We start from the raw sequence: 21,505 nt of genomic DNA, 5'->3' as shown, positions 1-21,505 counted from the left end.
TTTCATCCCCATCAATCACTGGGCGGCTTGGCACCAGCAACATATGCCAAGCAAGGGGAAGATGAAAAAGTCTAAATGCTTGCTGTCCTAATTGGGGCAAGGCTACACCGACATAAGTTCTTGATTAAAAAGTATTTGAGCAATTGAGTAGGCGAGTAATAGATTTTTAACTGCTAAAGAAAAAAGGAAATGAAGACGAAAGATCAGATAGCGCAATTAAAAACACTTTCCATTGCTCATTATTTAAATCAGCAGGGTATACAGCCTGTAAAAAAGCAAGGCAATGAACTGCTTTATTATTCACCAAAAAACGAAGAATACACTCCTTCGTTTTTCGTCAACCCACTTAAAAATGTTTTTCAAGACTTTAGTGGAAACGGCGAGAAAGGAGACATAATCAAACTGGTACAATACTTAAATGAGTGTCCCTTTATGGAGGCCGTAAGAGTATTAGAGCAGTTAGAAGGCGAGAATTTAACCGTTCCTTTTTTCTTTAACGGTCAATCTGTTTGTGAGCCTGAATCAAAAGCTATTGAAATAACAAGTATTCAAGCTCTACGTAACCGCTCGTTGATAGCCTATGTGGAAAGCCGTAAAATAGCTCCAACGATTGCTACTACTTATTTGAATGAAGTTCGCTACCGGATAGGGGAGAAAAACTACTATGCAATTGGCTTCCGGAATGACAAAGGTGGTTTTGAATTAAGAAACCCTTACTTCAAAGGTTGCACATCTCCTAAATGGTTTACTCATATTCCGGGAAGTAATTCAGCAGCAATTAACCTATTCGAGGGTATTTTTGATTTCTTTCCTGTTGCCAGTTCTTTAACGTTCAACGACTGAGGAATCCCACCATCGTTTTAAACTCCCTTTCTTTCTTACCTAATGTATTACCAATTTTGTCTGAATTTACTATGGTAAACGGATTTTTAGATAATGATAGATCAGGAAGGAGGGCCTTAGAAAAGTTGAGAAAAGAAGGGTTAACGGTTCGAGACTGCTCCAATTATTACCCAGCTAGTAAAGATTTCAACGAATATTTAATGAGAGGGGGTTAAAACAAGGCTTTTACAAGGCTTCTGCAAGGATAACGAAGGTTTTAACAAACTTCTACAGATGTTTTACACAGATTTAACGCATACAGTCTAATGAAAAATAACGATAAAATTATAGAAGGGAAAAACGGGCTTCGTAATTACAACTTTAAATCCGTAAAAAGAGAGGAAAGAAAATACAACCAATTTTTTCAAAGTACCTATCAAGGATTTGTTAGCTTTATCTATGCTAAACAATGCCTATATTGTAAAAAGGAGTTCGAGGGAAAAAGGATAGATGCTACATTTTGTTGTCAAGCATGTCAAAAAGCACATTTAAGAACAAGAAAAAAGCATTAAATTAATTACGGTCATAGTAGCTAATATTAGCTACTATGACCGTAATTAATTTAAGAAAAATATATTAGATCAAGCCTTTTAACTGTCCATTCATATTCATAGAAATATAATATATTACTGCTTCACATCCCTTTTTAATAGATTCTTCAGTATAGGCTTTTTGAAGCCTAATTGAGCCATGCGAATTATCCTGAATCAAAGCGTACAAAAATTCACAATCATCAAAGCTTTCAATTGACTGGCAAAAACTTTGTAATTCAATATCTGGCGATACAAATCTATTTATAGTCTCAAGAACATGTCTAATTGAATTAGCTGTTGTATGACTTGGCTCTCGTCCCCCAATTGATATTTCATAAATATCTTTTAAATGCTCCTCATATGGCATTACCAATTCCCTACGCAATACACCTATCCCGCCTGAAGTTAATACATATCTATGGTTGATAATTTTATTTCTTATCAATATAGACATAAATTCAAGATTATGAGTTAATACCAAGAACCTAGTCCGTTGGATATTAAATGTTTTCCCAAAATTTCTAATTATTTGTGCAACTGAATAAACATAATGAAAATCTAAACTAGATATAGGATCGTCAATCACTGAGAATAGCTTTTCATAATCACTTGTTTGATCAACAATTTTATGAATATTGGCTAGATAATAGCAAAATGCAACGATACTTTTTTCTCCTTCGCTCAGAACATCAGTAGCATTATCGGACAAAATGTTATTTTGAAATTTTATACAAAATGTTTCTTCATCAAAAGTATATTTATTAATAAAAAATAAATTAAGATAGTATTTAAAAAAATTCAACTACTCTAATTTTTTTCTCTACCTTTTCGCTTTCTTCTTTCTGCTCTATATCAAAGTTTAATGCTGTAATTTTATTATTTATCTGATTGATATTTTTTGAGTTTTCAATTAACTCTAATTTTAACAAGTTACATTTTGAGGTAATTAACTTTCTATTTAACTCTAGCCTCTCATTCTGCAAATTATTTTTTCTTTTATTGATATTTTCGATTAGAGATTTATTGATATTAATTGATTTTATAAAACCAACAACGTATTCATAGATATAATCAATATACTTTCCAAAGTCTTTAATTGTATATGAGATTGAAACATTACTTTTTTATCAAAAATTAGATTTTGTAGTTTATCAACATTTGTCATTAATTCTTCTGTATATAATATCTCTTCTAAATCATTTATATCAGTGGACAAATAATTTTGATACTGTTTATAGGTATTATTTAGAACAACAAATTCCTCACATAGTCTACTGATTACATTTTCTAAGTTAGTCAAAAAAAGAATTAATTTATCTGCTTCCTTAACTTGTTTCGCTTCGGAATCATTTAGATATTCATTATATTGATCAATTAGAGTTAATGAATCTCCTATAATTTCTTGTTCACAAAATGGACATATACCTTCATTAAAGGTAATTAAAGCTAGACCTTGCTCAATAAAATTTTGCTTTTCTCGAACTTTCCTCTTAAATTCATCAGCTAATAAACTTCTAGAAAATTCAGATTCTAAATAATTTTGCACTTGAAATAAAACATCCAAATCCATATTGAAATGAATCCTATTCAATTCAGGTAGATTTTCCGGTGCTGATTTCAATAATATCAACTTAGCTTTCAATTCATCAAAAGTCTCTACTTCATAAATTTGATTATTATTTTCAATTATATTCTCATAACTAATCATTGAAAACTCTTTAGTATTGCTTCTTACACCCAGAGCCTCTAGATCTTTTTTTGCCTGATTGATTGTATTGAATACAGCCGCATTTTTCGCTTTTACATCTAATGTGAGTTTATCTATTTCTGCCTTTTCTTTGGAAATATCTATCTTCTCTTTACCAAGTATATATCCTTCAATATTTCCATTTGGTTTATATTTTAGTTCATCAAGATTTTCTTTTATATAATCATCGTTAAAAACCTGAAATATGTATTTTCGATCATAAATAATACTTGGAACACTATTACGCTTTAATGAAACACTAAACGAACTGACTAGAATATTTCTATTATCCTCAACATTATTTACAGAAAATTTAAACGAACCTTGATTTTGCCCAAGCGTTAAAAGCCTATTGACATCTTTTATGGAAGGATTAACTTTTGTAATGAGTCGAAAAATACGACTAAGGAATGTTTTGCCACTACCATTATTGGCATATAGACCTAGTTGTAAAGTCCCAGTATCAAAGCTCGCATCTAAGTTCTTATGAGGGCCAATATTGTTTGCTTGAATATCAAATCTAATTTTCGCAGCCATTTGGGTAAAGAATATCTATGTGTGCTTTACTAGTTAAAGTATATAGATAACAAATTTATATATCATAAATTATTCTTTTGAAACTTTGTAACATATCTGGTACAAAATATAATGAAAAAAGCCCCAAATCGTGAGATTTGAGGCTTTTGCTCCCCTAACTGGTGAAAACTCGAACAAACTAGTAGAAGGGTTGCGGAAAATCTATGAGCTGAAAGCAGTGATAGAGCCCAAGCTTAGCACACCGTAAATAGGTATTTCTGTAGAATCGGTTAGAACTCAACTAAGCTAATAAATTTGCTTTTTAACACATAACATTGTGTGTAGTCAATCTTTCTGCACGCTTATTGAAATGTAGTTACCCTCGCGAGTCTAAACGGTGAGCAGGTGATCTTCAGCGAGGGAGTAGTAAATAAAGTATCTATTCTCATTCTAAAACTGTTGCGTCGGAATCTAATATATGCCGTTTAATCACTTCGTAAAACCGGATTTTTCATTCTAAGGTGAAAGATATTTATTTGTTTAGACCCAACTCTTAACATATTTAGGCGCTAACAGATAACTCGTTAACTATCTATATTTCAGCGAATCTACATCCGAATATATTAGAAAGAACAGGCCATAACGTAATGGGTTGCTTCCATGTGACAGTTAGCATGACTCACCCGGCAAGCTAAGATTTGCGTAGTTGGCTTCGGTTGACAGACTGAACAACTAAATAATATAGGCTCTAAGGCTTCAATTTCCGGGGCGCGGTGTCTAATCGTCAGTCCGATATAAAGTATGCATCAAAAGCTATAATGGATAAAATGACAAAAAAAACGGGAAATAAATCCTAGCCTTACTTGTACAGTAATGTTAGTTTTGGCAATACCGTACAGAACTACTAAAATGAAGAAATATATTACACTTATCTTACTTACAAGTGGTCTAGCCACAAGTGGTATTTTCCTAAAAGCCAAGCTCAAAAAAGACCGCGCCATCGATAGGGTAGAGGCATTAAACCAGCTTCGATTTGAGCTTATTCGGCGCAAGGTGTTGAGGTCGGCTCAGGCACAACAAACGTTTTCCGTATCAAACATCAACGCCATAGTCGAACGGCTCGACACGCTCCCCGTACGCGAGCCGGAACTCCTTTCTGACACTTTGTCTAACAAGGTTTTGATGGAGAAGTATAACTACGAACTATACGCCCTTTATGGATTGGATAATCGGGTGGATATTAGCTGTCGTGGCGTTAAAAACCGAAACGACTTTCTGAATTCGAATGATCAGTACATTGCCCGTGCGCGAGCCGTTTGTGCGCTTATACCGAAGAGATACCTTACGCTTAAAGGTAATGTTTACGAGCTGACAGCAGGCACGCTGAACGAAACTAAATTTACCATCGTAAAGCCCTGTTCTATTACTGACGGTGTATGCTTTAATAATCAAATCGACAATGAATTGATCAAATACGCTAATCAGCGTGTGGGTGCCCATTGCAGTGGGTTTGGTTACCAAAGAGACCTAGTAGTAACTGCAAATCATTGTTTTGACAACAGTTTTACGCCCGACAGCGTTTATTATGTCTTCGGATTTGTATATTATCCGGGACTCAATTACCACTTAATTCCTAGAGAGGACGTTTATACGGCTATTGGTACAGTAGCCCAGTCTGTTACTGACGACTTCCGGATTATTCGGGTCAATCGTCAGCTTCAATCTTGGCAACGGGCCATTCTGAACCGAGACGATCTAGAAGATGGCAACTCAATATATATGGCCGGTCATCCAGACGGTTTACCGTTAAAGCTGACATTAGACGCACAGGTATATGCTTCAGACGAAGCAACTTTCTTCACTGACCTCGATGCTTTTCATGGTAATTCAGGTTCTCCCGTGTTTAATGAGTTGGGACAGGTTATTGGCATATTGCTTCGGGGAGATAAAGATTACGAAAAAGCAGTAGGAGGCTGTGTCAGGTATTACAAATCACCAGAGAACTACGGTGAACAAGTTTTAAGGGTTAATCGCATTCCCTGAAAAATTGAATTTGTTTAACCATTCCACTATTCTTATGAAACCATATCGTTTACTCCTGCTTATTGGCCTTGCTTTAGTACAAAGTAGAGTTGTTCGCGCACAGCTTGTGCTTGAGTTTGCCAAAAGCGGTCGCGTTAGCAGCACCAGTCTCTCCGCTTTCCATAAACCAGATAATATTGCAGTTATTGTAAACGACCTTGATGAGCGGCTACCCGCTTCTAAATACCAGAAGCTAATCGGATTACGTGCCTCTGGTCTACTGGCTCCTTTTTCCGATTCTACTCAGAATGGGGTTAATTTTCCCTATAAAGCGAATGGAAGTAAATTGTCGTATATACCAAGAGTTCTAGGGATTCCGGCAAAACATGCAATAACTATATCGTTGACCAGAAGCGGAGAAGCCAAGCTGAAAATCACCCAATCTAACATCGATAACTTTATTTTAAAGAAGCATTTTGAAAATGCAGACGTTCGAAAATCTTATGTTGACTTTACCCCATATTTGCCCACTTATGATTCGCTAAGAGTTATCTATGACTACTACGCCGAACAGATTGAAAAGCTGGCCTTGCAAGATACGCTATCCAGAACAATACCGAATAGCATCCAATTGGGGCTTACGCTGGACTCGATAACAACTGTTCAGTCTCAACTGGCTGGGCTGGTTAAAAAACTACATGACGCCAATATCCCCTGGATTAATAGTTGGAAATGGTTGACAGAAGGTGAGGAAATGCTTAATCCGTTCTTCCCTAATGTGGGTTTTCTGAAAAGCAGGGTTGAGCAACGCATAGCTTCGCAAGAGGCTTTACTGCTTCTGATACAAAACAAAGTGAGTTCCTTTAGTGTATCCTCAAATGCCTATTTTCAGATCAAGCAAATAGTCAGTGGGTTAACCACTACTATTTCTCTTTTACGAAAGGAGAAACTACGGCTGGATGATCTTGAGCAACAACAACTGAAGTGGCTGGTGGCTTCATCCAACACAGTAGACAACTTGAATTCATTCAAACTCTACTTATCAGAACCCGATAAGCCCGAGAAATCTGAGCAGATTGTCTGGATGCAGCACAAAGACGCAGCCCAGAATTATACTTCAATGAACTCCGATGGCCCTAACACCGTGTTTGAAGAAGATCAGATGATGGCCTATGTACATAATTTGAACCCAAAGCAAAAGGTAAAGGCTAGCGAAAAAGTGGAAAGCTCTACGCCGACCACAACCACCGAGGAAGCATTAAAAGACCCTTTTGAAGCACTGGCAAAAGCCAAAGGCAGTTCGAGTGATATTCTTAGCCTGCTAGCCGGCCTGAAAAGTGTCGGATTGTCGTTGGTTGGTAATAGTAGTAACAGCTTGCAGAATAAAGCTGTTGAAGTTACTATAGTTGGTCAAGAATCAACGCTTCCATTCGGTGAGAAGTATGAAAGTGATCTTTTGGAAGTCATAAATGATAGTTCTACAATTGTAGCGAAAAAATATGAACCGGATCGACATAAGTACACATTTGGAGAAAAGAAAGAATTTCTGATTAGTCAGTTGATTTTACTGAGATTGCTGAAGGAAATAGTGCTTAAGGAATTTACACTTGATATACAGTATAAATCAGTTACACTAAATTCTCTGAGCAATGCCAAACGGGATACGCTTTTTTTCGAGGTAATACAGAATATAGACGCCCAGATAACACTGAAAAGCAATGAGTTACTTTATGAACTGAATGTAGAGAAGAAACTGATCAGCTATCGTGAAGCTAAAAAGGCTATTCAGTGGTTCGCTATTCAGACCCCGCCCCTGTTTCAGGAACTTGAAAATGCCTTCGCAAACCCAGTTGAGGAACCCAATTTTAGAAGTGAGAACGTGCTTACGGGAGAGAGCCGCTCGGCTAAAGGGAGTAATCGTATTTCATATATTCTAACCGAAGAAGGCAAGAGTACGGCGGTAGCAAAAGACGAGTATACAACATACAAAACGGTGCGTTTCTGGCCCACGCTGGGTATCAATTACGTTTTTGGGTCAAGAACGAGTATGGTGTTCAGCAGTACGTCCAACATTTCCGATACGCAACCCGATATTGATAATTTCGAAGCCGTTGCCGGGGTTAAGATTTACTTAGCCAAAGGCGGGAAAAACATAACCACATCGGCGGCAACCAGAAGAAAAATCGACCAGATTGGTAAGGATAACAAACGGCTGGGCAACCATTTCAACTCGGGTACGTTCGTACATGTCGGCCTGGGTATCAGCCATAAGTTTCTCAGAAATTATTTCTTCGGCTTAGGTCACGATTTGTTTCCTGGCGTGTCGGTACAGGGTGGGGCACACTTATTTTTCATAAAAGGGTATGACCTGCAAAACGGTCAAATAAAGAGCAGCGTCGATATACCCCGTTTCCGCCCCTATGTAGGGATTTACCTCGACCCAACCCTGGTTACCCGATTGATTCAGTTGTTCTGAACGATTCATTTCTTCCGAAAATCCCGTATGAAAACTATACTGCTTATCAATCTGCTCATTTGTGTGATGCTGTGTTCATCATGCAAAGACAACGAGCTAGCTCGTGTTTACAACAAATTAGACAGTCAGGATAAACGGAAAGGAAAAGCCGTTTTGCGTAATACTCTGCTCGAGACCAAAGACACCTCGGTGGCGAAAATCGTTGTTTATCTGTCCAGAAACACCACTTCCGATCCGTACCTCTATAAAGTAGAAACCGACGAAACCGGTGAATATATTTTACCCTTTCTGCCCGAAAAAGAAAAAGATGAAACATTTTATCTGGTAGGAGAATATACCGGGCCTGATAAAATTAAATACACCGGATACCAGAACGTAGCAGAGATTACTAACACGCTGATGCTCGATCCAAAATATCCGCGCGGAAAGCTGAAAGTCACCTTTGTACAGTCAAAAACGGCGAACGTGGCTGAAGCAGACCCGAACAGTCCGATAAATGGGGCCGAAGTGTACCTGTTTGGAAATCGAGAGCAGGCTCAGTCGCTTTTGCACACCAACTCTCCGAAAGGGCAAATAGCTAAAAAAAATACGAACGAGCGGGGCGTGGCGCTTTTTTATGATTTGAGAAAAACGACCTATTTCCTCGTCGGGAAAGTAACGGATGCTAAGGGAAAAGCGGTGTACTCATCCATTAAAGACGTACCGATTAGCGATGATACCGACGCCAGCCTGCACCAATCGGAAACAATGATTGCCAACGTCAATAAAACGCTTACCGTTAAGGTTACAGATGCCAGTGCCACTACGTTGGCACTTTCGGGCGTAGAGGTTTATCTGTTTAAGGACAATTCACAGATTAATTCGCTAAGCAATAAAAACGGACCATTTGGGGTCGAACGGGTAGCCACTACGTCGGCAAACGGTGAAGTGAAGTTTGAAGATTTGACCGAACCAAGATACTACGTGGGTTTGCGCTTTAAACGGGCGGATGGGGAGTTGTTTACATCCACTGCAACGCTGCAGAGTCTTACCGCCGTGGAAACCCGCTCAGAACGATCAATCGCCATTACTAACACGCCGTTTAAGGTGAAAGTAACAACCGGTGGCACCAATCCGGAACTAGTTTACAATGCTACCGTATACGTATTTACGAATCAAACGCAGGCTACAGCCATCCTAGACCCAGACAAAGAGCCTGCCGCGTTTTATCGGAAAGCCGTAACACAGGTCAATGGTGAGGCCACTTTTACCGATATTTTCTCCGGTACCTACTACGTTGGCGCTATCATTCCGATTACCGATGGGCAGAAAATTAAGAAATTAAAGCCAGGCTCCATAACTGCGCCTGCATTGGCAGTCATTGACTAATAAGACCTGTTGGGTGGAGTGTCTTAAGGCTTCCTCGCAATTTGTAGGGAGGTTAGGCCATTTATTTCAGTTCAGTGTCCTGGCAACAGGCTATGTAACCGGTGATTAGGTTTTATCAGCTTTGGCGTAAAATCGTGTATCTGTATGCGCTCCGTGTGGGCAGCAAGAAGCACGTCCCAATGAAAGTCAGCAACTAAACCAATCAATGATGTAAAAGTTGATGTTGCGTTTATTCAGTAATGTACGTTCTTCACCAACACCTTCCATGGGTGTTGGTGAACCAGCCAAAATGTGTTTCTGATTCTGAGTTCCGTACGACAGGCAACATTGGGCTGACAAACATATCTTTGTGTGTATCTTTAGTTACTCCGGTTGACAGGCCGAACTCTTTAGTAGGTGAGCTTTTCGTGAAAGGGGTGATCTCTGGTCGACAAATGGATATCGTCGGCGATTGTCGCCTATGAAAGGTATGTTGCGGTTAGTAATTCAGCTAAAATAATATGAGACCAAGTTTGTTTGAGATAAAGTATTTTGAAACCTATTATTTTGCAAATGTTATTAACAATGTTCTAATTAACCCGTTCGCCTATTTACGCTCTTTGGAAGAATATTTTGGTGAAGACAACTACATAGGATTTATTGAGACGTTTCCTAAACCATCAATATTTCACAGTTTTATTGTCTGGATGATAGACAATATTAGTAGCGAAGATATCTCATCACTTGATATCGTAAGTATTCAGGAGGGCAAAGAGTTATGGATTGATCTTGCCATTAAACATTATAGTATAGACAATTATAACTTCCATCATTTTCTTGCCAATATTGGGAAAGACGTTTCCGAAGCTGACGATGATGATATATATGACTATTTTCAAGATTTAAGAATTTGTCAAATATATGATGACTTGCTGGGCAAGATGAGTGAAGAAATCTTTTTCATTCTTTTTCTCAACAGAGCTTTACTTCAGAAATTCAATGAACTGGTAGCACATCGTATTTCAGAACATACTATTGAATATTCTGCACTTGAAGTTAATAGGTACTTTAAGAAAGACGGCGTACTAAAGAGAGTTACAATACCAACCTGGGTACAAAGAGCAGTGCTTCACAGAGATAGAGGAATGTGTACCAGTTGTAAGAAAGACATAAGCGGTTTAATAAATATTGCAAGCAGTGAGAATTTCGACCATATTATACCACTTGCTATTGGTGGTGCAAATGATGTAACTAACATTCAGTTACTTTGTGAGACTTGCAATAAGACAAAAAGCAAAAGGTACGTAATTACTTCATCTTATTACGAAAAGTGGTTTTAAACTGATAAGAGTAACCAATCATTCCGCGTGGGATAGCTGTCTGTTGACAGGAAACACTTGATTAGCTAAGGATGTAGCCTAACCGAATGAGTATGTAAAGGGTCAAGTACGTTAGTTTAACTTGTGTCCCCAGCATCAGCACTCATTGGCGTTGGGTGAGCTCACAAGAAGTAAAAGTGTGTTTGTCAGCGCCGTGTGACAAGCCACCAACTAGTTAAGGACTTTTGGTTGCTAAGTCTTGATCCGCTCAGCACGAGAAGCGTCCTGCTTGGGTACTTTGGCATTTATACTCTTCGGGCGCGTGACAACTCAAACCTCCCAGTTGAGCAGGTTGCTAGGCTTCCATTTCGGGATTCCAACTGACAAGGGTACTAAATATTTTCAATCGAATGGTTCCAAAGAATGTAGTGTATCGCAACGGGCATTTTTACGAAAAGTCAACTGGTAAAAGGTTCAGCATTAAGACTGGTTCTGAAATTGTAGTTGTTGCAGACAGCGCTGTTTTTGGCGATTGCACTCCAGCCGGCAATTTTGACTTGGAAAGTCGTTCTGAACAAAAGATTATCGCCGAATTGACCGCTGATTATGCAGAAGTGAAGTTTCAAAAACTTTTGCCGAAAGGATCGAAACTCTACTTCTATGTTTCATCATTAAGTGAATATCCTCATAAACTCCGCTTTGAGGTTGAGCTTTTAGAAGATTTGTTTGCCTGGCTTAAAGCCTCTTGGAAACAGCAAGAAGGTCGTTTAGCAGACTGTTTTTGTAAAACAACTAAAGAGTTAGATAACCAAATTGATTTTTTTGAAGAAGTTTACGGCAAATCACTTAATGAAGTCTACAAAAATACATTTGTTCATTTCTTAGGCAACCACGGCAACCCAGCCTGTAATGCCTTGGACAGGTTTTATGTCAATGTTTATGATGAAAGTAAAATAGTGAGGGAATTAGTCTCCGACAAAAAATGGCAATCTAATCTGTCAAATAATCAGCTTTTTGCGAGTTAGACGGCTTGCCGGGTGACAGGTGTCACTCCTCAACTAGGCAATTTCTACTTACTTGTCAGACATCTTTTTGGTCAACAAGCGGTACTTAAATGTTATCAGTTCTGCATACCTAATAAATACTGCGTGACACTATACATTTATGAGAAAGCAAAACAATAGAGTATATGAACGAACTTTTTACTGATAGGAACCACATCCTAGAATTACTTTTACGAGCAGATAATAAAGACGTTACCAGGAATTTGACTACGGATTTTCAACAACTCAGAAAAGAAAGAACTCCCTTTTATTTGACGCTCGATGAATTAAACAAAGTATTAAAATGGAAGTTACGCGGACAACATGGACGCCAACAGGAACGTCGAAAAACTAACACTGACGAAAATGTGATTACAATCACCAAAGCCGCTTTTTCAGTATCACATGAAGATAGTGATATTGAAACCGTCTTGAGATTGAAGTTACTGTGTACTTTAAGTGGTATCGAGATACCTGTTGCTTCTGCTATACTAACGCTCTGTTTTCCAGAGCAATATTCTGTTATTGATTTTAGGAATTGGAGGCAATTGTATGGTGAAACGGTTCAGAAGACAGTTTATACGCCAAAAGAATACGTCGCTTATCTAAAATTGATTCGAAGCCTAGCAGAAAAGTTTGACGTGACTCCACAAGATATAGATATTGCAATTTGGCAAAACGACATAGAACGAAAGAAAAAGGCATTCTGATCTCATCTTTTGCGTGACAAGAGCTGAGTATAGTATATAACCTAGCCAACCAAATAGTGGTACAAAGGTTGGCGGTGGTTTCCTGGGTGTATGTTGCATCAGCACCATATGTCCTGTAGTTTTTGGCTGAAATAGACGAAGCGTGTGCTTCTGAAGTCAGCTTCATGAGACAGGCAACACGTCTTAACAGATAACTTTGCAAATCGTCGGTAAGTGACACCGTCAACACCTTAGCCGATTGGACTTTAAACCAAATCACTTTTGACTAATCAAAAAACCAGATGTTTGATGAAAAGACAAAACAGAGCTTAAAATACTATGTGTATATGCTCGTTGACCCTAAAAACAACATACCATTTTATATTGGGAAAGGCAGTAATGATAGACTATTCCAGCATTTAGATTGTGCGTTGTCAGACGAAGATATCAGCAATGTCAAGTATGAAACCATTAGAAAAATACAAGATAATGGCGGAGTCGTAGGGCATGTGATTGTAAGACATGGTCTTACAGAAGAACAGGCATTCGAAGTCGAGGCGTCACTGATAGATGCTTTTAACTTTTCCGGCATCCTGCTTTCCAATAAAGTCGGGGGACATAACTCTATTGAAAAAGGACTAATGACTTGTGAAGAGGTAAAGGGATTATACAATGCTGAGCCTTTGGACGACTTACCGCAAGATTGTGTCATTATCAACATTAATAGAAAGTATGAAAGAGGCTATGGCGAAAATGCCATATATAATGCCACTAAGGGAACTTGGGCAATCAATAAAGCTGAATTGCAGGATTCGAAAGGAAATATCCTAAGGAAATATGTTTTAAGTGAGTACAAAGGTCTAATTGTTGAGGTATTTAAGGTGAGCAGGTGGTTTACGCAGATGAGAGAATATAATCCAACGGCAAAACGTCATGGTCAAATGCGTAGCGGAATGGCGTTTGAAGGAGCAGTTGCAGAGCCGTCAGTTAGAAATCAATATATAAACAAGTCTATAGCTCACCGTAAACTCAAAGGGTCTGCTTCTGCGCACAGGTTCAATCTGTAAAAAATATTATGTTTTCGTAAATCCCCTCTGAGTGAGTTGCATTCTCGTGCCTATATGTCATCAAGGAAATACGAACCTTTGTGGGGTAAAAAAAGAGGCCAAGCAATTCCACGATCGTGATGTAGACACAAATGACTCACTTTGATCAACTCACTCATGACCTAAGTACCATTCTTTAACACATTGACTTCTAATACCAACTGTATAGTGCGTTCCTGGTAATAACTGCTGTATCAGACAATTAAGTGCCAATTGTTTAACATTCCGCTTGTAATATCGAGCGGAGAGACTGAAAAACTGCAAGAGAAATACCTCTGATATTAGGTTTATAGCGTCTAGAATAGCAGATTTACGTAAGCGTAGTATTTAAAACTATAGTTGGTAACAGAGTCAGCAAACTCTGTTTGGCAATTGTCAATATGCTGTGGAGTCAATTATTAATACTTATCAAGTAAAGGTTGTACGGGAGCCTGGTTACGACCCAAGCGCTAGCGTATTTTATGATTATGCAGAGCAGGAGTTTGAAGTAGAAGCTACCAGCATCTTAGCGGCGTACCTCAAATCTGAAAAAGAATCTACACTCCCATTTCGCGGCCAGCTACGGAAGACGTTTATAAATGGCAAAGAATATTTTGATGAAAGATATTAATGGCTGATAATCATAGCCCATCTGTACGAAGCTACAATATGTCCCGGATAAAGAGCAAGGACACTAAGCCGGAGCTTGCAGTTAGAAAATATCTTTTCTCTAAAGGGTTCCGCTATCGCATTCATGACAAGAGATTACCTGGCAAGCCTGATTTAGTGCTTCCGAAATATAAGACGGTTATTTTTGTGCATGGTTGCTTTTGGCATAATCATGATGGTTGCAGACGAGCTGTGATCCCAAAATCAAGGGTAGATTACTGGCTTCCTAAAATTGTGAGAAACAAGAGCCGAGATGCGGAAAATACCGAAAAGCTTAAAGCATCCGGCTGGAAAGTGCTGACGCTTTTTGAGTGTGAACTGAAACCAAAGAACGTTGCAGAGACTTTAGAATCTTTATTAGATCAAATTAAAGAGTCAGTCGGTAAGGGTTAAAAGATTGCCAGTTGCTACTTTGAAGAACATTGTTTTTATGTTAGCAAGGCTTTTAATTCTGATTTCTGAAACCACGTCGACTCAACAAGGCGCATTTGTTAATCAACAATCAAAGAACTAACGAATATAAGGATGAACAGTAACACAGTATTTCGGCTTGGAGAATTGTTTTCCGGTCCAGGCGGCATAGCACTGGGTGCACTAGCCGCTGGAGCAACAAATAATGGACATACTTTCTCTATTGCTCACCAATGGGCTAATGACTATGACAAGGATACCTGCGAAACATACAGACACAATATATGTCCGGAAAGTCCAACTTCTGTGATTTGCAGAGATGTAAGAAAACTTGATATAACAAAACAAGCCCCAATAGATGCTTTGGCTTTTGGCTTCCCCTGTAATGATTTTAGTATTGTGGGTGAGCAGAAAGGAATAGAGGGCGTGTACGGACCTCTGTACTCATATGGTGTTAATACCTTAGAGCATTTTAAGCCTCAGTGGTTTGTGGCTGAAAATGTCGGGGGGCTGAAGAATTCCAACGAAGGCAAAGCGTTTCAAACTATCCTGGATCAGCTTATGCAGGTTGGTTACAGAGTAGTTGCTCATCTGTACAAATTTGAGAATTATGGTGTACCCCAAGCTCGGCACAGAATCATTATCGTTGGCATCAGAAATGATATTGATGTTAAGTTCAGGGTTCCTGTGCTGAAGAGTGCTCCTATTGTGACAGCCAGAGAGGCTATAGAGCATCCTCCTATTCCACTGGATGCCTTAAATAATGAATTAACCCGACAATCAGACGTAGTTGTTGAACGATTAAAGCATATTAAGCCTGGAGAGAATGCGTTTAACGCTAATCTGCCGGCCCATCTGCGGCTAAACGTAAAGGGAGCGCAGATCAGTCAAATTTACAAGCGGCTTGATCCAGATAAGCCTGCTTATACTGTAACTGGCAGCGGCGGAGGAGGCACACACATTTACCATTGGCACGAGAACCGCGCTTTAACCAATCGTGAGCGGGCCAGACTGCAGACCTTTCCGGATGATTTTCAATTCATCGGCAGTAAAGAGAGTGTAAGGAAGCAGATTGGAATGGCTGTTCCGCCGCAGGGAGCAAAGGTTATATTCGACGCAATTCTGAAAAGCTTTGCCGGTATTGATTACGAATACGTCAGGCCCAATATTACTGTCGAACAGACAGGACTATTCACATTCAGTAACAAAAGTGAACTAATTCTGACAGAATGACCTTAGTAAAATTCGACCAGAAGTACCGCCGTATCTGGATGTTTCCCCGAAATATCAGAAAAATATATCCATGGAAAGTAGCGCAGGTCTGCCAACTAATACAAGAGCTCACTTCATCGGAAGAATGGAGCGGTAACCAGGAATTACAGAATTCATTCTCAGAAGGGCTTGAACGAGCTAACCTAAAGGCAGGCAGTGAAAAAGTTGATGCTCACAGTGGAGGAGCAAGAACGTATGTATCGCAACTTGAATGTCTGGGCTTGGTATACAAGCATGAAGAAAGGGTGAAATTTACTTTAGCTGGTAAAAGTCTGATTGACATGGAAGAACCTCTGACGGTTCTACAGACGCAGTTGCTTAACCATCAGTACCCTAGCTTCTATGGCTTAAATCAAAACGTAAAAATACACCCCGATATACGCATAAAGCCTTTTTTGTTTCTGCTGGCTTTAATGCAGGATAGTGATATACAATATCTCGAAAATTCAGAAATTATATTCCCAGTTGTGTACGGCCACAACTGGGAATGCTTTGATTTGTGCAAAGAAAAGATTTTAACCTTTCGACGGAACGGGGCAGGAGATGTATTGAAATACATTAACAATCCCAAGGAGGATTTTTATACACCTAGGTCACCCTATAACAGCAGGTCTCTTGGCAACATGCAGGACATAGCTAATACAGCAAAAAACTATCTTGAAGCAGTCGCCTTAGTAGAATCCGAAACTGTTAACAGAACGCAACGTGTAAGCGTAAATTCTGATTTTAGCAGTATTATAAATGAGGCCTTTAATCAGAAGAATAATTTCATCGCGAATCCCTCGCAGAATCTCTCTTTTCAGCGATCTTACGGTGCTTGGAACAGGACGAAGGATACCACTAAAGAAGCCCAGCCCAAGAAGAAGACTAAGGGTGAATCCTTTATTCTAACGCACTTTATGGAATATGTGGGTGAAAACTTAGTCATTGATAACGCCGACGTCTTTGTGCAACGAATGGTGAATCAATTCGGTTTTAAATCTCACGATGTGAAGGCAGTGGTTGATCCTTATTTAGACAAAGCACTATCATTCTTTGAAACTAAATACATAGAACTTTCAAAAGGAGGAACAGCCACGGCCACCGAATTTGAGAAGGCCACTGTTCAGCTTCTGCGAGAGCGTTTAGGTATTGATGCCGAACACATAGGTAATAGAAGAAAGAAAGCAGGTGTAGGTGCTTATACCGATGTAATTGCCGAACGTAGCGTAGATGATCTATGCGGATTAATTGATACTAAAGCAAGCTCGGCTTATAACCTGCCCTCCACAGACTACGCCAAAATGATCAGCAATTACATACCTAATTATCAAGATGTTGCTAAAATAGGCAGTGAGTTGGATTTCGTCTCTTATGTAGCAGGCGGATTCAGCGGAGAGGTAAACTCGAAGTTAAGAAACTTATTTAACGATGGAAAAATACCTGCTTCAGCGGTATCAGCAAAGGTGCTGATAGATGCTTCAAGACGGCCAGGCATGTCAAAAAAGAGCAAGCAGATTTGGGAAGTCTTCAAGAAAAACAGAATAATCACAGATAAGGACTTTGATATTTAATGCTTTATTAACTTTACAGCTAACGGCTTAAGGTATATGAGTATAATCTCCAAGGGACTGTTTGAACGAGCACTTATTGAACCGGTTAAGCAAGGAGCCGACGAATTATTAATTGTGTCAGGTTATGGAACGGCAACGATGGCAGCCAGGCACATTGATGTAATTAAGTCACTACATGCAACTTTGAAAATAAGGTTGATTATTGGCATGTCGCCTTTGGACGGAATTGAAAAAAGAAATCACATTAGTTTGATGGAAATCCATCAGAGAATCGGTAAAATTGACTTCAAGTGCAATTATATAATTAATAAGCCCCCGGTACATGCAAAGGTTTACACTTGGCTGAAAGGCGGGATTCCAATTCTTGGATTAGCTGGTTCCGCGAACTACACACAGAGCGCGTTCAGCCCGTCCATGCGCGAAATACTTGTCGAGCACGAACCACATGACTGCTTTTCTTATTATAATACTCTAATAGGCGAAACAGTGGAATGTACATCCGAGCTGGCTCCTGATTTTATTGATATATATGAAAGAAGGACAGCTGAACGCCGATTGGAAGAGGATGCAACAGAAAGTATAACCGCAGGTGTAACTGATCCCAATCTAGACAGCGTTGAGCTCACTCTGCTTGACAAAAGAACAGGCCAAGTTCCAGAAAGGTCAGGACTAAATTGGGGCCAGCGACCTGAATATAAGCGTAATCCAAACCAAGCCTATTTAAATATACCTGCGACTATCATACGATCAGGATTCTTTCCCGATAGAACTACCCATTTTACTGTTGTAACGGATGATGATAAAAACTTCATATGCGTTAGGGCACAGGATAACGGTAAAGGCATAGAGACGCCCTTAAACAACTCACTTCTTGGTGAATACTTTCGTTACCGTCTCGGCTTATCTAATGGGGCTCCGGTAACAGTGGCTGATCTTCGACGGTATGGGAGAGACAGCGTTACATTTTATAAGATTGATGAGGAAAGCTACTATATGGATTTTGCCGTCAGGTAGCAGAGGGTATATTACTCACATAAACAAAGTATCAAAATGGCAAGTGTATTATTGAGTTTTCTGGATAGAAAAGGAAATCTGCCCATGATTTCTGGGCTGAATTGGGGCCAGCGCGGAAAACGCGAACGTAACCAGGCATACATTAAAGTACCTGCCTCCGTTTACCGATCTGACTTTTTCCCTCAAATTACAGAACCATTTACGCTTACCACAGATGATGGTACTGTGTTTAACTGTGCAATAGCTCAGCAATACGGCAAAGCTATACATACACCACAAAACAACTCATTGTTAGGCGTATATTTCAGGCAACGACTTGGAGTACCCGCTGGTGAATTAGTGACTTTAGAACACCTGCAACAATATGGCAGAACTGACGTGAGGATCACAAAAGTGGATGATTCAAGCTTTTTGATGGATTTCTCAGTACATTAGACCTAAGTACCCAGATAATGAAAGAATGGACTGAAGAGCAAATCAGGCTGGAGCTTTACTCACGAAGTGAAATCTTTCCAGACGGCAGACGAAGTTACAAATTAGATGACCTTGAATCGATCGTTTTTGATCCAAGATTTCCAAAAAGAACCTCAGATAGCTACATAGAAAAGATTTGAGTATATGTTGAAAGCCGAAAGATAAATAGGACGATAATGCAACTTCCGCGGCCTGTTGAATCACTCCGAAAGAGATGAAACATTAGATAGTGTTATAGCCCAGCATTATAAACACTATTTCTTAAATCCTCTTCAAACTCCTATTGCGCTTCTTCGATGATACGCTGAATGGCTGGTAGTGGTTCAGGATATAATTCTGTACGTGCCAGTTTCTGTCTTATCTCTGGTTTCAGTTAGTATGCCATCGATTCTACAAGTGTTTGGACTGCGACAAGGATTTGGGAAGTTTGTTGAATTAGCAGGAGTAATGCTGTATATACCAGCCGAAGAAGTTGCGTCTCGGAGAAGTTGGCGTACTGCTCAAGAGCACGCAAGTTGCCTATACCAGCTACAATGTAAGTCCATCGAATAAACTGCGGAGAATCATGCCTTTAACTTAGATGAAGTGAAAATATAAAGTGACTAACATTCAAGTACATTCTGTACCAAATTAAAGTGATAAGTACCGCCGAAAAAGTACATTCAGCGGTACCAAATCCAGCTCCACTAAAATCTTAGTGATAAGCCGACACCGAAACCATACTGCCGTTTCTCGTAAAACTGGTCGAGCTTGCCGTTCTTTTTCACGTCAAACGTGGTATTAGCCAGTCCAGCATTATACTCTGCGAAAGCGCCAAAATGCGGGGTAATGAGGTAACGAAAACCAATGGGCAAATACACCGTTATGCCGTCGTAGTTTCGAGTGCCTTGACTGGTTGACGAACCTCCTCCGAAGTTGCTGTCCTCTTTGCCGCTCACCAGAATCTTCCCTGCCGACAAGCCGATGTAGGGATCAAATTGCTGATAGTCCTCGGGTAGAAAGTAATTGAGATGGAAGTTAGCCCGTAGTCCAATAAAGGTCGAGGTATACTTGCTGGTATAACCGTATGTCTGGCCTCCAAGGGTAAAGTAGTCACTCATCGTCTGCCAGGAGTGATAACCTTGAAGCCCAACACTAAATGCATCGGAAATAAAGTACTCTGCTGATGCGGCCAGGGGTGTTCTGCCTTCATCGAAGGTAAGGCCAGCATTGATACCCACGAACCCTTTCTGAGCAAACGTAGGTCGATAGGCAATTAAGAAGCCAATTACTAAAGCGGAGGTTATGATTGATTTGAACATGATACTACGGTCGTTTTAAGGTGAGAAAAACAAAGCGCGTAGGTCGTCACTGGTTCGCAAGGAGTGCAAAACCAAGTAACGCCTACGCGCTGAAATCGCAGAATGGAATGAGTTGGGTGGTGGAGGTTACTGCAAATACCAGTTCCTACCACTACACTCTTGCACCGCTTGCAGCAACGACTGACTGAACTGAAAGCTGTTTACATTCCGGTCCAGAAACGTATCCACGTAACTACTTTTAACAGCTCCCGTGAACAGATTGTACACGTTCCATAGACTGATGGTGCCATCATCATTCCGACAGAACGACTGATCCCGGTAGTAATCACGAGCAATGGTATTAATCTGCGAATCACCGAGTAGCAACGGTTCAATCTCTTTACGCTGTGCGGGAGGCAGATATTGATACAAGCGGCACCGACCAATGAGCTGAGCAAATTGGTGTTCAGTCAGGTAATAGCGCGTCAAATCCTGCATGGCTCTGAGGTGCTGACTGGCTCGGTACTGTTGAATGAGTTGTTGAATAGCTTCCACTAACTGCCCTACTGACTTCACCCGAACATCGGCCATAAAGCCATCGGTCCAGATGCACAGATTCGTACACACCTTGTTCTGAAAGCCGATAAAGATCTTGAAATGCTCGTCAGACCCTTTGCGGTTATGCAGGCTGTCGAGGTTATACGCTTTCACCCCGCCAATGGTCAGAGACAGCGTGTTATCTCCAACTTGTTCTTGGATAGTTGGCACTTCGATGGCAAAAGCAGCCCGTTCGTAGTAGAGGGTTTTCTCCCACTCTGCGAGGTCCTTAGCAGCCTTATTTCGTGCCGATGGTATTCTGCCTTTGATGGGGTGAGAAACGCGTACAGAGGGCTCTAAAATGATCTCCTGAGGAAAGTAATTGAAGACGGTCTGGTAAGCAGCTTCAATAAAATCAGCGTGCGAAATCAACGGCTCATTGTCCTTACTATATACAGGAATGATGTGTTGTTCGCGGATCTCGTGGAGCGAAGCAGGCAGCGTGTTAGCCAGAATGAAAGCGTTTTCAGACGATGTTTCCAGAACAGGATTAGCTTCGAGTTCTGGGGCTGGCAAATAAAGCATGGAGGTTTGCATGATTATGATTGGTTTAACAGGTTTTGAGAATTGATTAAA

The 21,505-nt window shown here is 39.9% G+C and carries 18 protein-coding genes; 14 read left to right on the top strand and 4 right to left on the bottom strand.

What is annotated here, in order from left to right; genetic code table 11:
- The first annotated feature begins 189 nt into the window (after nucleotides 1–189).
- Nucleotides 190–843 (top strand): CHC2 zinc finger domain-containing protein, encoded by a 654-nt coding sequence (locus ACYVF1_RS23740; RefSeq protein WP_461083561.1) that lies wholly within the window; start codon nucleotides 190–192, stop codon nucleotides 841–843.
- Complete coding sequence (locus tag ACYVF1_RS23735; RefSeq protein WP_461083580.1) at nucleotides 840–1,058, top strand: toprim domain-containing protein; 219 nt, start codon at nucleotides 840–842, stop codon at nucleotides 1,056–1,058. The genes ACYVF1_RS23740 and ACYVF1_RS23735 overlap by 4 nt, the downstream gene beginning before the upstream one ends.
- A 400-nt stretch (nucleotides 1,059–1,458) precedes the next feature.
- Here the strand turns inward: ACYVF1_RS23735 and ACYVF1_RS23730 are convergent, their stop codons facing one another.
- Nucleotides 1,459–2,217: an AAA family ATPase gene (locus tag ACYVF1_RS23730; RefSeq protein WP_461083559.1), complete on the bottom strand. Its 759-nt coding sequence runs from the start codon at nucleotides 2,215–2,217 to the stop codon at nucleotides 1,459–1,461.
- A 237-nt stretch (nucleotides 2,218–2,454) separates the two neighbouring features.
- Nucleotides 2,455–3,699 carry an AAA family ATPase gene (locus ACYVF1_RS23725; RefSeq protein WP_461083557.1) on the bottom strand — a complete coding sequence of 415 codons (1,245 nt, stop codon included), beginning with the start codon at nucleotides 3,697–3,699 and terminating at the stop codon, nucleotides 2,455–2,457.
- Nucleotides 3,700–4,587: 888 nt separating this feature from the next.
- On the opposite strand from ACYVF1_RS23725, the gene ACYVF1_RS23720 reads away from it, so the two are divergent.
- The 12 genes from ACYVF1_RS23720 to ACYVF1_RS23665 all read left to right on the top strand — a co-directional run bounded on the left by ACYVF1_RS23720 (nucleotide 4,588) and on the right by ACYVF1_RS23665 (nucleotide 19,013).
- Nucleotides 4,588–5,721: a trypsin-like serine peptidase gene (locus ACYVF1_RS23720; RefSeq protein WP_461083555.1), complete on the top strand. Its 1,134-nt coding sequence runs from the start codon at nucleotides 4,588–4,590 to the stop codon at nucleotides 5,719–5,721.
- 34 nt (nucleotides 5,722–5,755) lie between these two features.
- The gene (locus tag ACYVF1_RS23715) at nucleotides 5,756–8,176 is read left to right on the top strand and encodes a hypothetical protein (RefSeq protein WP_461083553.1); all 2,421 of its coding nucleotides are present in this window, start codon (nucleotides 5,756–5,758) and stop codon (nucleotides 8,174–8,176) included.
- A gap of 27 nt (nucleotides 8,177–8,203) precedes the next feature.
- Entirely contained in the window at nucleotides 8,204–9,544 is a 1,341-nt protein-coding gene (locus tag ACYVF1_RS23710; protein ID WP_461083551.1) for a collagen binding domain-containing protein, read from the top strand.
- Nucleotides 9,545–10,044: 500 nt separating this feature from the next.
- Nucleotides 10,045–10,863, top strand: a complete 819-nt coding sequence (locus tag ACYVF1_RS23705) for an HNH endonuclease (protein WP_461083549.1) — start codon at nucleotides 10,045–10,047, stop codon at nucleotides 10,861–10,863.
- Nucleotides 10,864–11,252: 389 nt separating this feature from the next.
- Entirely contained in the window at nucleotides 11,253–11,867 is a 615-nt protein-coding gene (locus ACYVF1_RS23700) for a hypothetical protein (protein ID WP_461083547.1), read from the top strand.
- Nucleotides 11,868–12,031: 164 nt separating this feature from the next.
- Entirely contained in the window at nucleotides 12,032–12,595 is a 564-nt protein-coding gene (locus ACYVF1_RS23695) for a hypothetical protein (protein WP_461083545.1), read from the top strand.
- A 281-nt stretch (nucleotides 12,596–12,876) separates the two neighbouring features.
- The gene (locus ACYVF1_RS23690; RefSeq protein ID WP_461083543.1) at nucleotides 12,877–13,641 is read left to right on the top strand and encodes an LEM-3-like GIY-YIG domain-containing protein; all 765 of its coding nucleotides are present in this window, start codon (nucleotides 12,877–12,879) and stop codon (nucleotides 13,639–13,641) included.
- Between the two features lie 648 nt (nucleotides 13,642–14,289).
- Nucleotides 14,290–14,721, top strand: a complete 432-nt coding sequence (locus tag ACYVF1_RS23685) for a very short patch repair endonuclease (RefSeq protein ID WP_461083541.1) — start codon at nucleotides 14,290–14,292, stop codon at nucleotides 14,719–14,721.
- Nucleotides 14,722–14,853: 132 nt separating this feature from the next.
- The gene (locus ACYVF1_RS23680; protein ID WP_461083539.1) at nucleotides 14,854–15,972 is read left to right on the top strand and encodes a DNA cytosine methyltransferase; all 1,119 of its coding nucleotides are present in this window, start codon (nucleotides 14,854–14,856) and stop codon (nucleotides 15,970–15,972) included.
- Nucleotides 15,969–17,564 (top strand): hypothetical protein, encoded by a 1,596-nt coding sequence (locus tag ACYVF1_RS23675; protein WP_461083537.1) that lies wholly within the window; start codon nucleotides 15,969–15,971, stop codon nucleotides 17,562–17,564. Before ACYVF1_RS23680 ends, ACYVF1_RS23675 begins: the two co-directional genes overlap by 4 nt.
- Before the next feature lie 36 nt (nucleotides 17,565–17,600).
- Entirely contained in the window at nucleotides 17,601–18,578 is a 978-nt protein-coding gene (locus ACYVF1_RS23670; protein ID WP_461083535.1) for a restriction endonuclease PLD domain-containing protein, read from the top strand.
- A 36-nt stretch (nucleotides 18,579–18,614) separates the two neighbouring features.
- A complete protein-coding gene (locus tag ACYVF1_RS23665; protein WP_461083534.1) occupies nucleotides 18,615–19,013 on the top strand; it encodes a hypothetical protein in 399 nt (132 codons plus the stop codon).
- A gap of 725 nt (nucleotides 19,014–19,738) precedes the next feature.
- Here ACYVF1_RS23665 and ACYVF1_RS23660 read toward each other — a convergent pair.
- Both ACYVF1_RS23660 and ACYVF1_RS23655 read right to left on the bottom strand, forming a co-directional pair.
- Complete coding sequence (locus ACYVF1_RS23660) at nucleotides 19,739–20,353, bottom strand: hypothetical protein (protein WP_461083532.1); 615 nt, start codon at nucleotides 20,351–20,353, stop codon at nucleotides 19,739–19,741.
- 126 nt (nucleotides 20,354–20,479) lie between these two features.
- Nucleotides 20,480–21,466, bottom strand: coding sequence for a DUF3871 family protein (locus ACYVF1_RS23655; RefSeq protein ID WP_461083530.1), 987 nt, complete (start codon nucleotides 21,464–21,466; stop codon nucleotides 20,480–20,482).
- Nucleotides 21,467–21,505: the final 39 nt, after the last annotated feature.

This window comes from Spirosoma flavus (assembly GCF_054778555.1).
This window is presented reverse-complemented; position numbering and strand designations above follow the sequence as displayed.

What these genes read in the sequence shown, in the direction of transcription:
- ACYVF1_RS23740 (WP_461083561.1), top strand. Translation starts at nt 190, where the DNA reads ATGAAGACGAAAGATCAGATAGCGCAATTAAAAACACTTTCCATTGCT.
- ACYVF1_RS23725 (WP_461083557.1), bottom strand. Translation starts at nt 3,699, where the DNA reads ATGGCTGCGAAAATTAGATTTGATATTCAAGCAAACAATATTGGCCCT.
- ACYVF1_RS23720 (WP_461083555.1), top strand. Translation starts at nt 4,588, where the DNA reads ATGAAGAAATATATTACACTTATCTTACTTACAAGTGGTCTAGCCACA.
- ACYVF1_RS23715 (WP_461083553.1), top strand. Translation starts at nt 5,756, where the DNA reads ATGAAACCATATCGTTTACTCCTGCTTATTGGCCTTGCTTTAGTACAA.
- ACYVF1_RS23710 (WP_461083551.1), top strand. Translation starts at nt 8,204, where the DNA reads ATGAAAACTATACTGCTTATCAATCTGCTCATTTGTGTGATGCTGTGT.
- ACYVF1_RS23705 (WP_461083549.1), top strand. Translation starts at nt 10,045, where the DNA reads ATGAGACCAAGTTTGTTTGAGATAAAGTATTTTGAAACCTATTATTTT.
- ACYVF1_RS23700 (WP_461083547.1), top strand. Translation starts at nt 11,253, where the DNA reads ATGGTTCCAAAGAATGTAGTGTATCGCAACGGGCATTTTTACGAAAAG.
- ACYVF1_RS23695 (WP_461083545.1), top strand. Translation starts at nt 12,032, where the DNA reads ATGAACGAACTTTTTACTGATAGGAACCACATCCTAGAATTACTTTTA.
- ACYVF1_RS23690 (WP_461083543.1), top strand. Translation starts at nt 12,877, where the DNA reads ATGTTTGATGAAAAGACAAAACAGAGCTTAAAATACTATGTGTATATG.
- ACYVF1_RS23685 (WP_461083541.1), top strand. Translation starts at nt 14,290, where the DNA reads ATGGCTGATAATCATAGCCCATCTGTACGAAGCTACAATATGTCCCGG.
- ACYVF1_RS23680 (WP_461083539.1), top strand. Translation starts at nt 14,854, where the DNA reads ATGAACAGTAACACAGTATTTCGGCTTGGAGAATTGTTTTCCGGTCCA.
- ACYVF1_RS23675 (WP_461083537.1), top strand. Translation starts at nt 15,969, where the DNA reads ATGACCTTAGTAAAATTCGACCAGAAGTACCGCCGTATCTGGATGTTT.
- ACYVF1_RS23670 (WP_461083535.1), top strand. Translation starts at nt 17,601, where the DNA reads ATGAGTATAATCTCCAAGGGACTGTTTGAACGAGCACTTATTGAACCG.
- ACYVF1_RS23665 (WP_461083534.1), top strand. Translation starts at nt 18,615, where the DNA reads ATGGCAAGTGTATTATTGAGTTTTCTGGATAGAAAAGGAAATCTGCCC.
- ACYVF1_RS23660 (WP_461083532.1), bottom strand. Translation starts at nt 20,353, where the DNA reads ATGTTCAAATCAATCATAACCTCCGCTTTAGTAATTGGCTTCTTAATT.
- ACYVF1_RS23655 (WP_461083530.1), bottom strand. Translation starts at nt 21,466, where the DNA reads ATGCAAACCTCCATGCTTTATTTGCCAGCCCCAGAACTCGAAGCTAAT.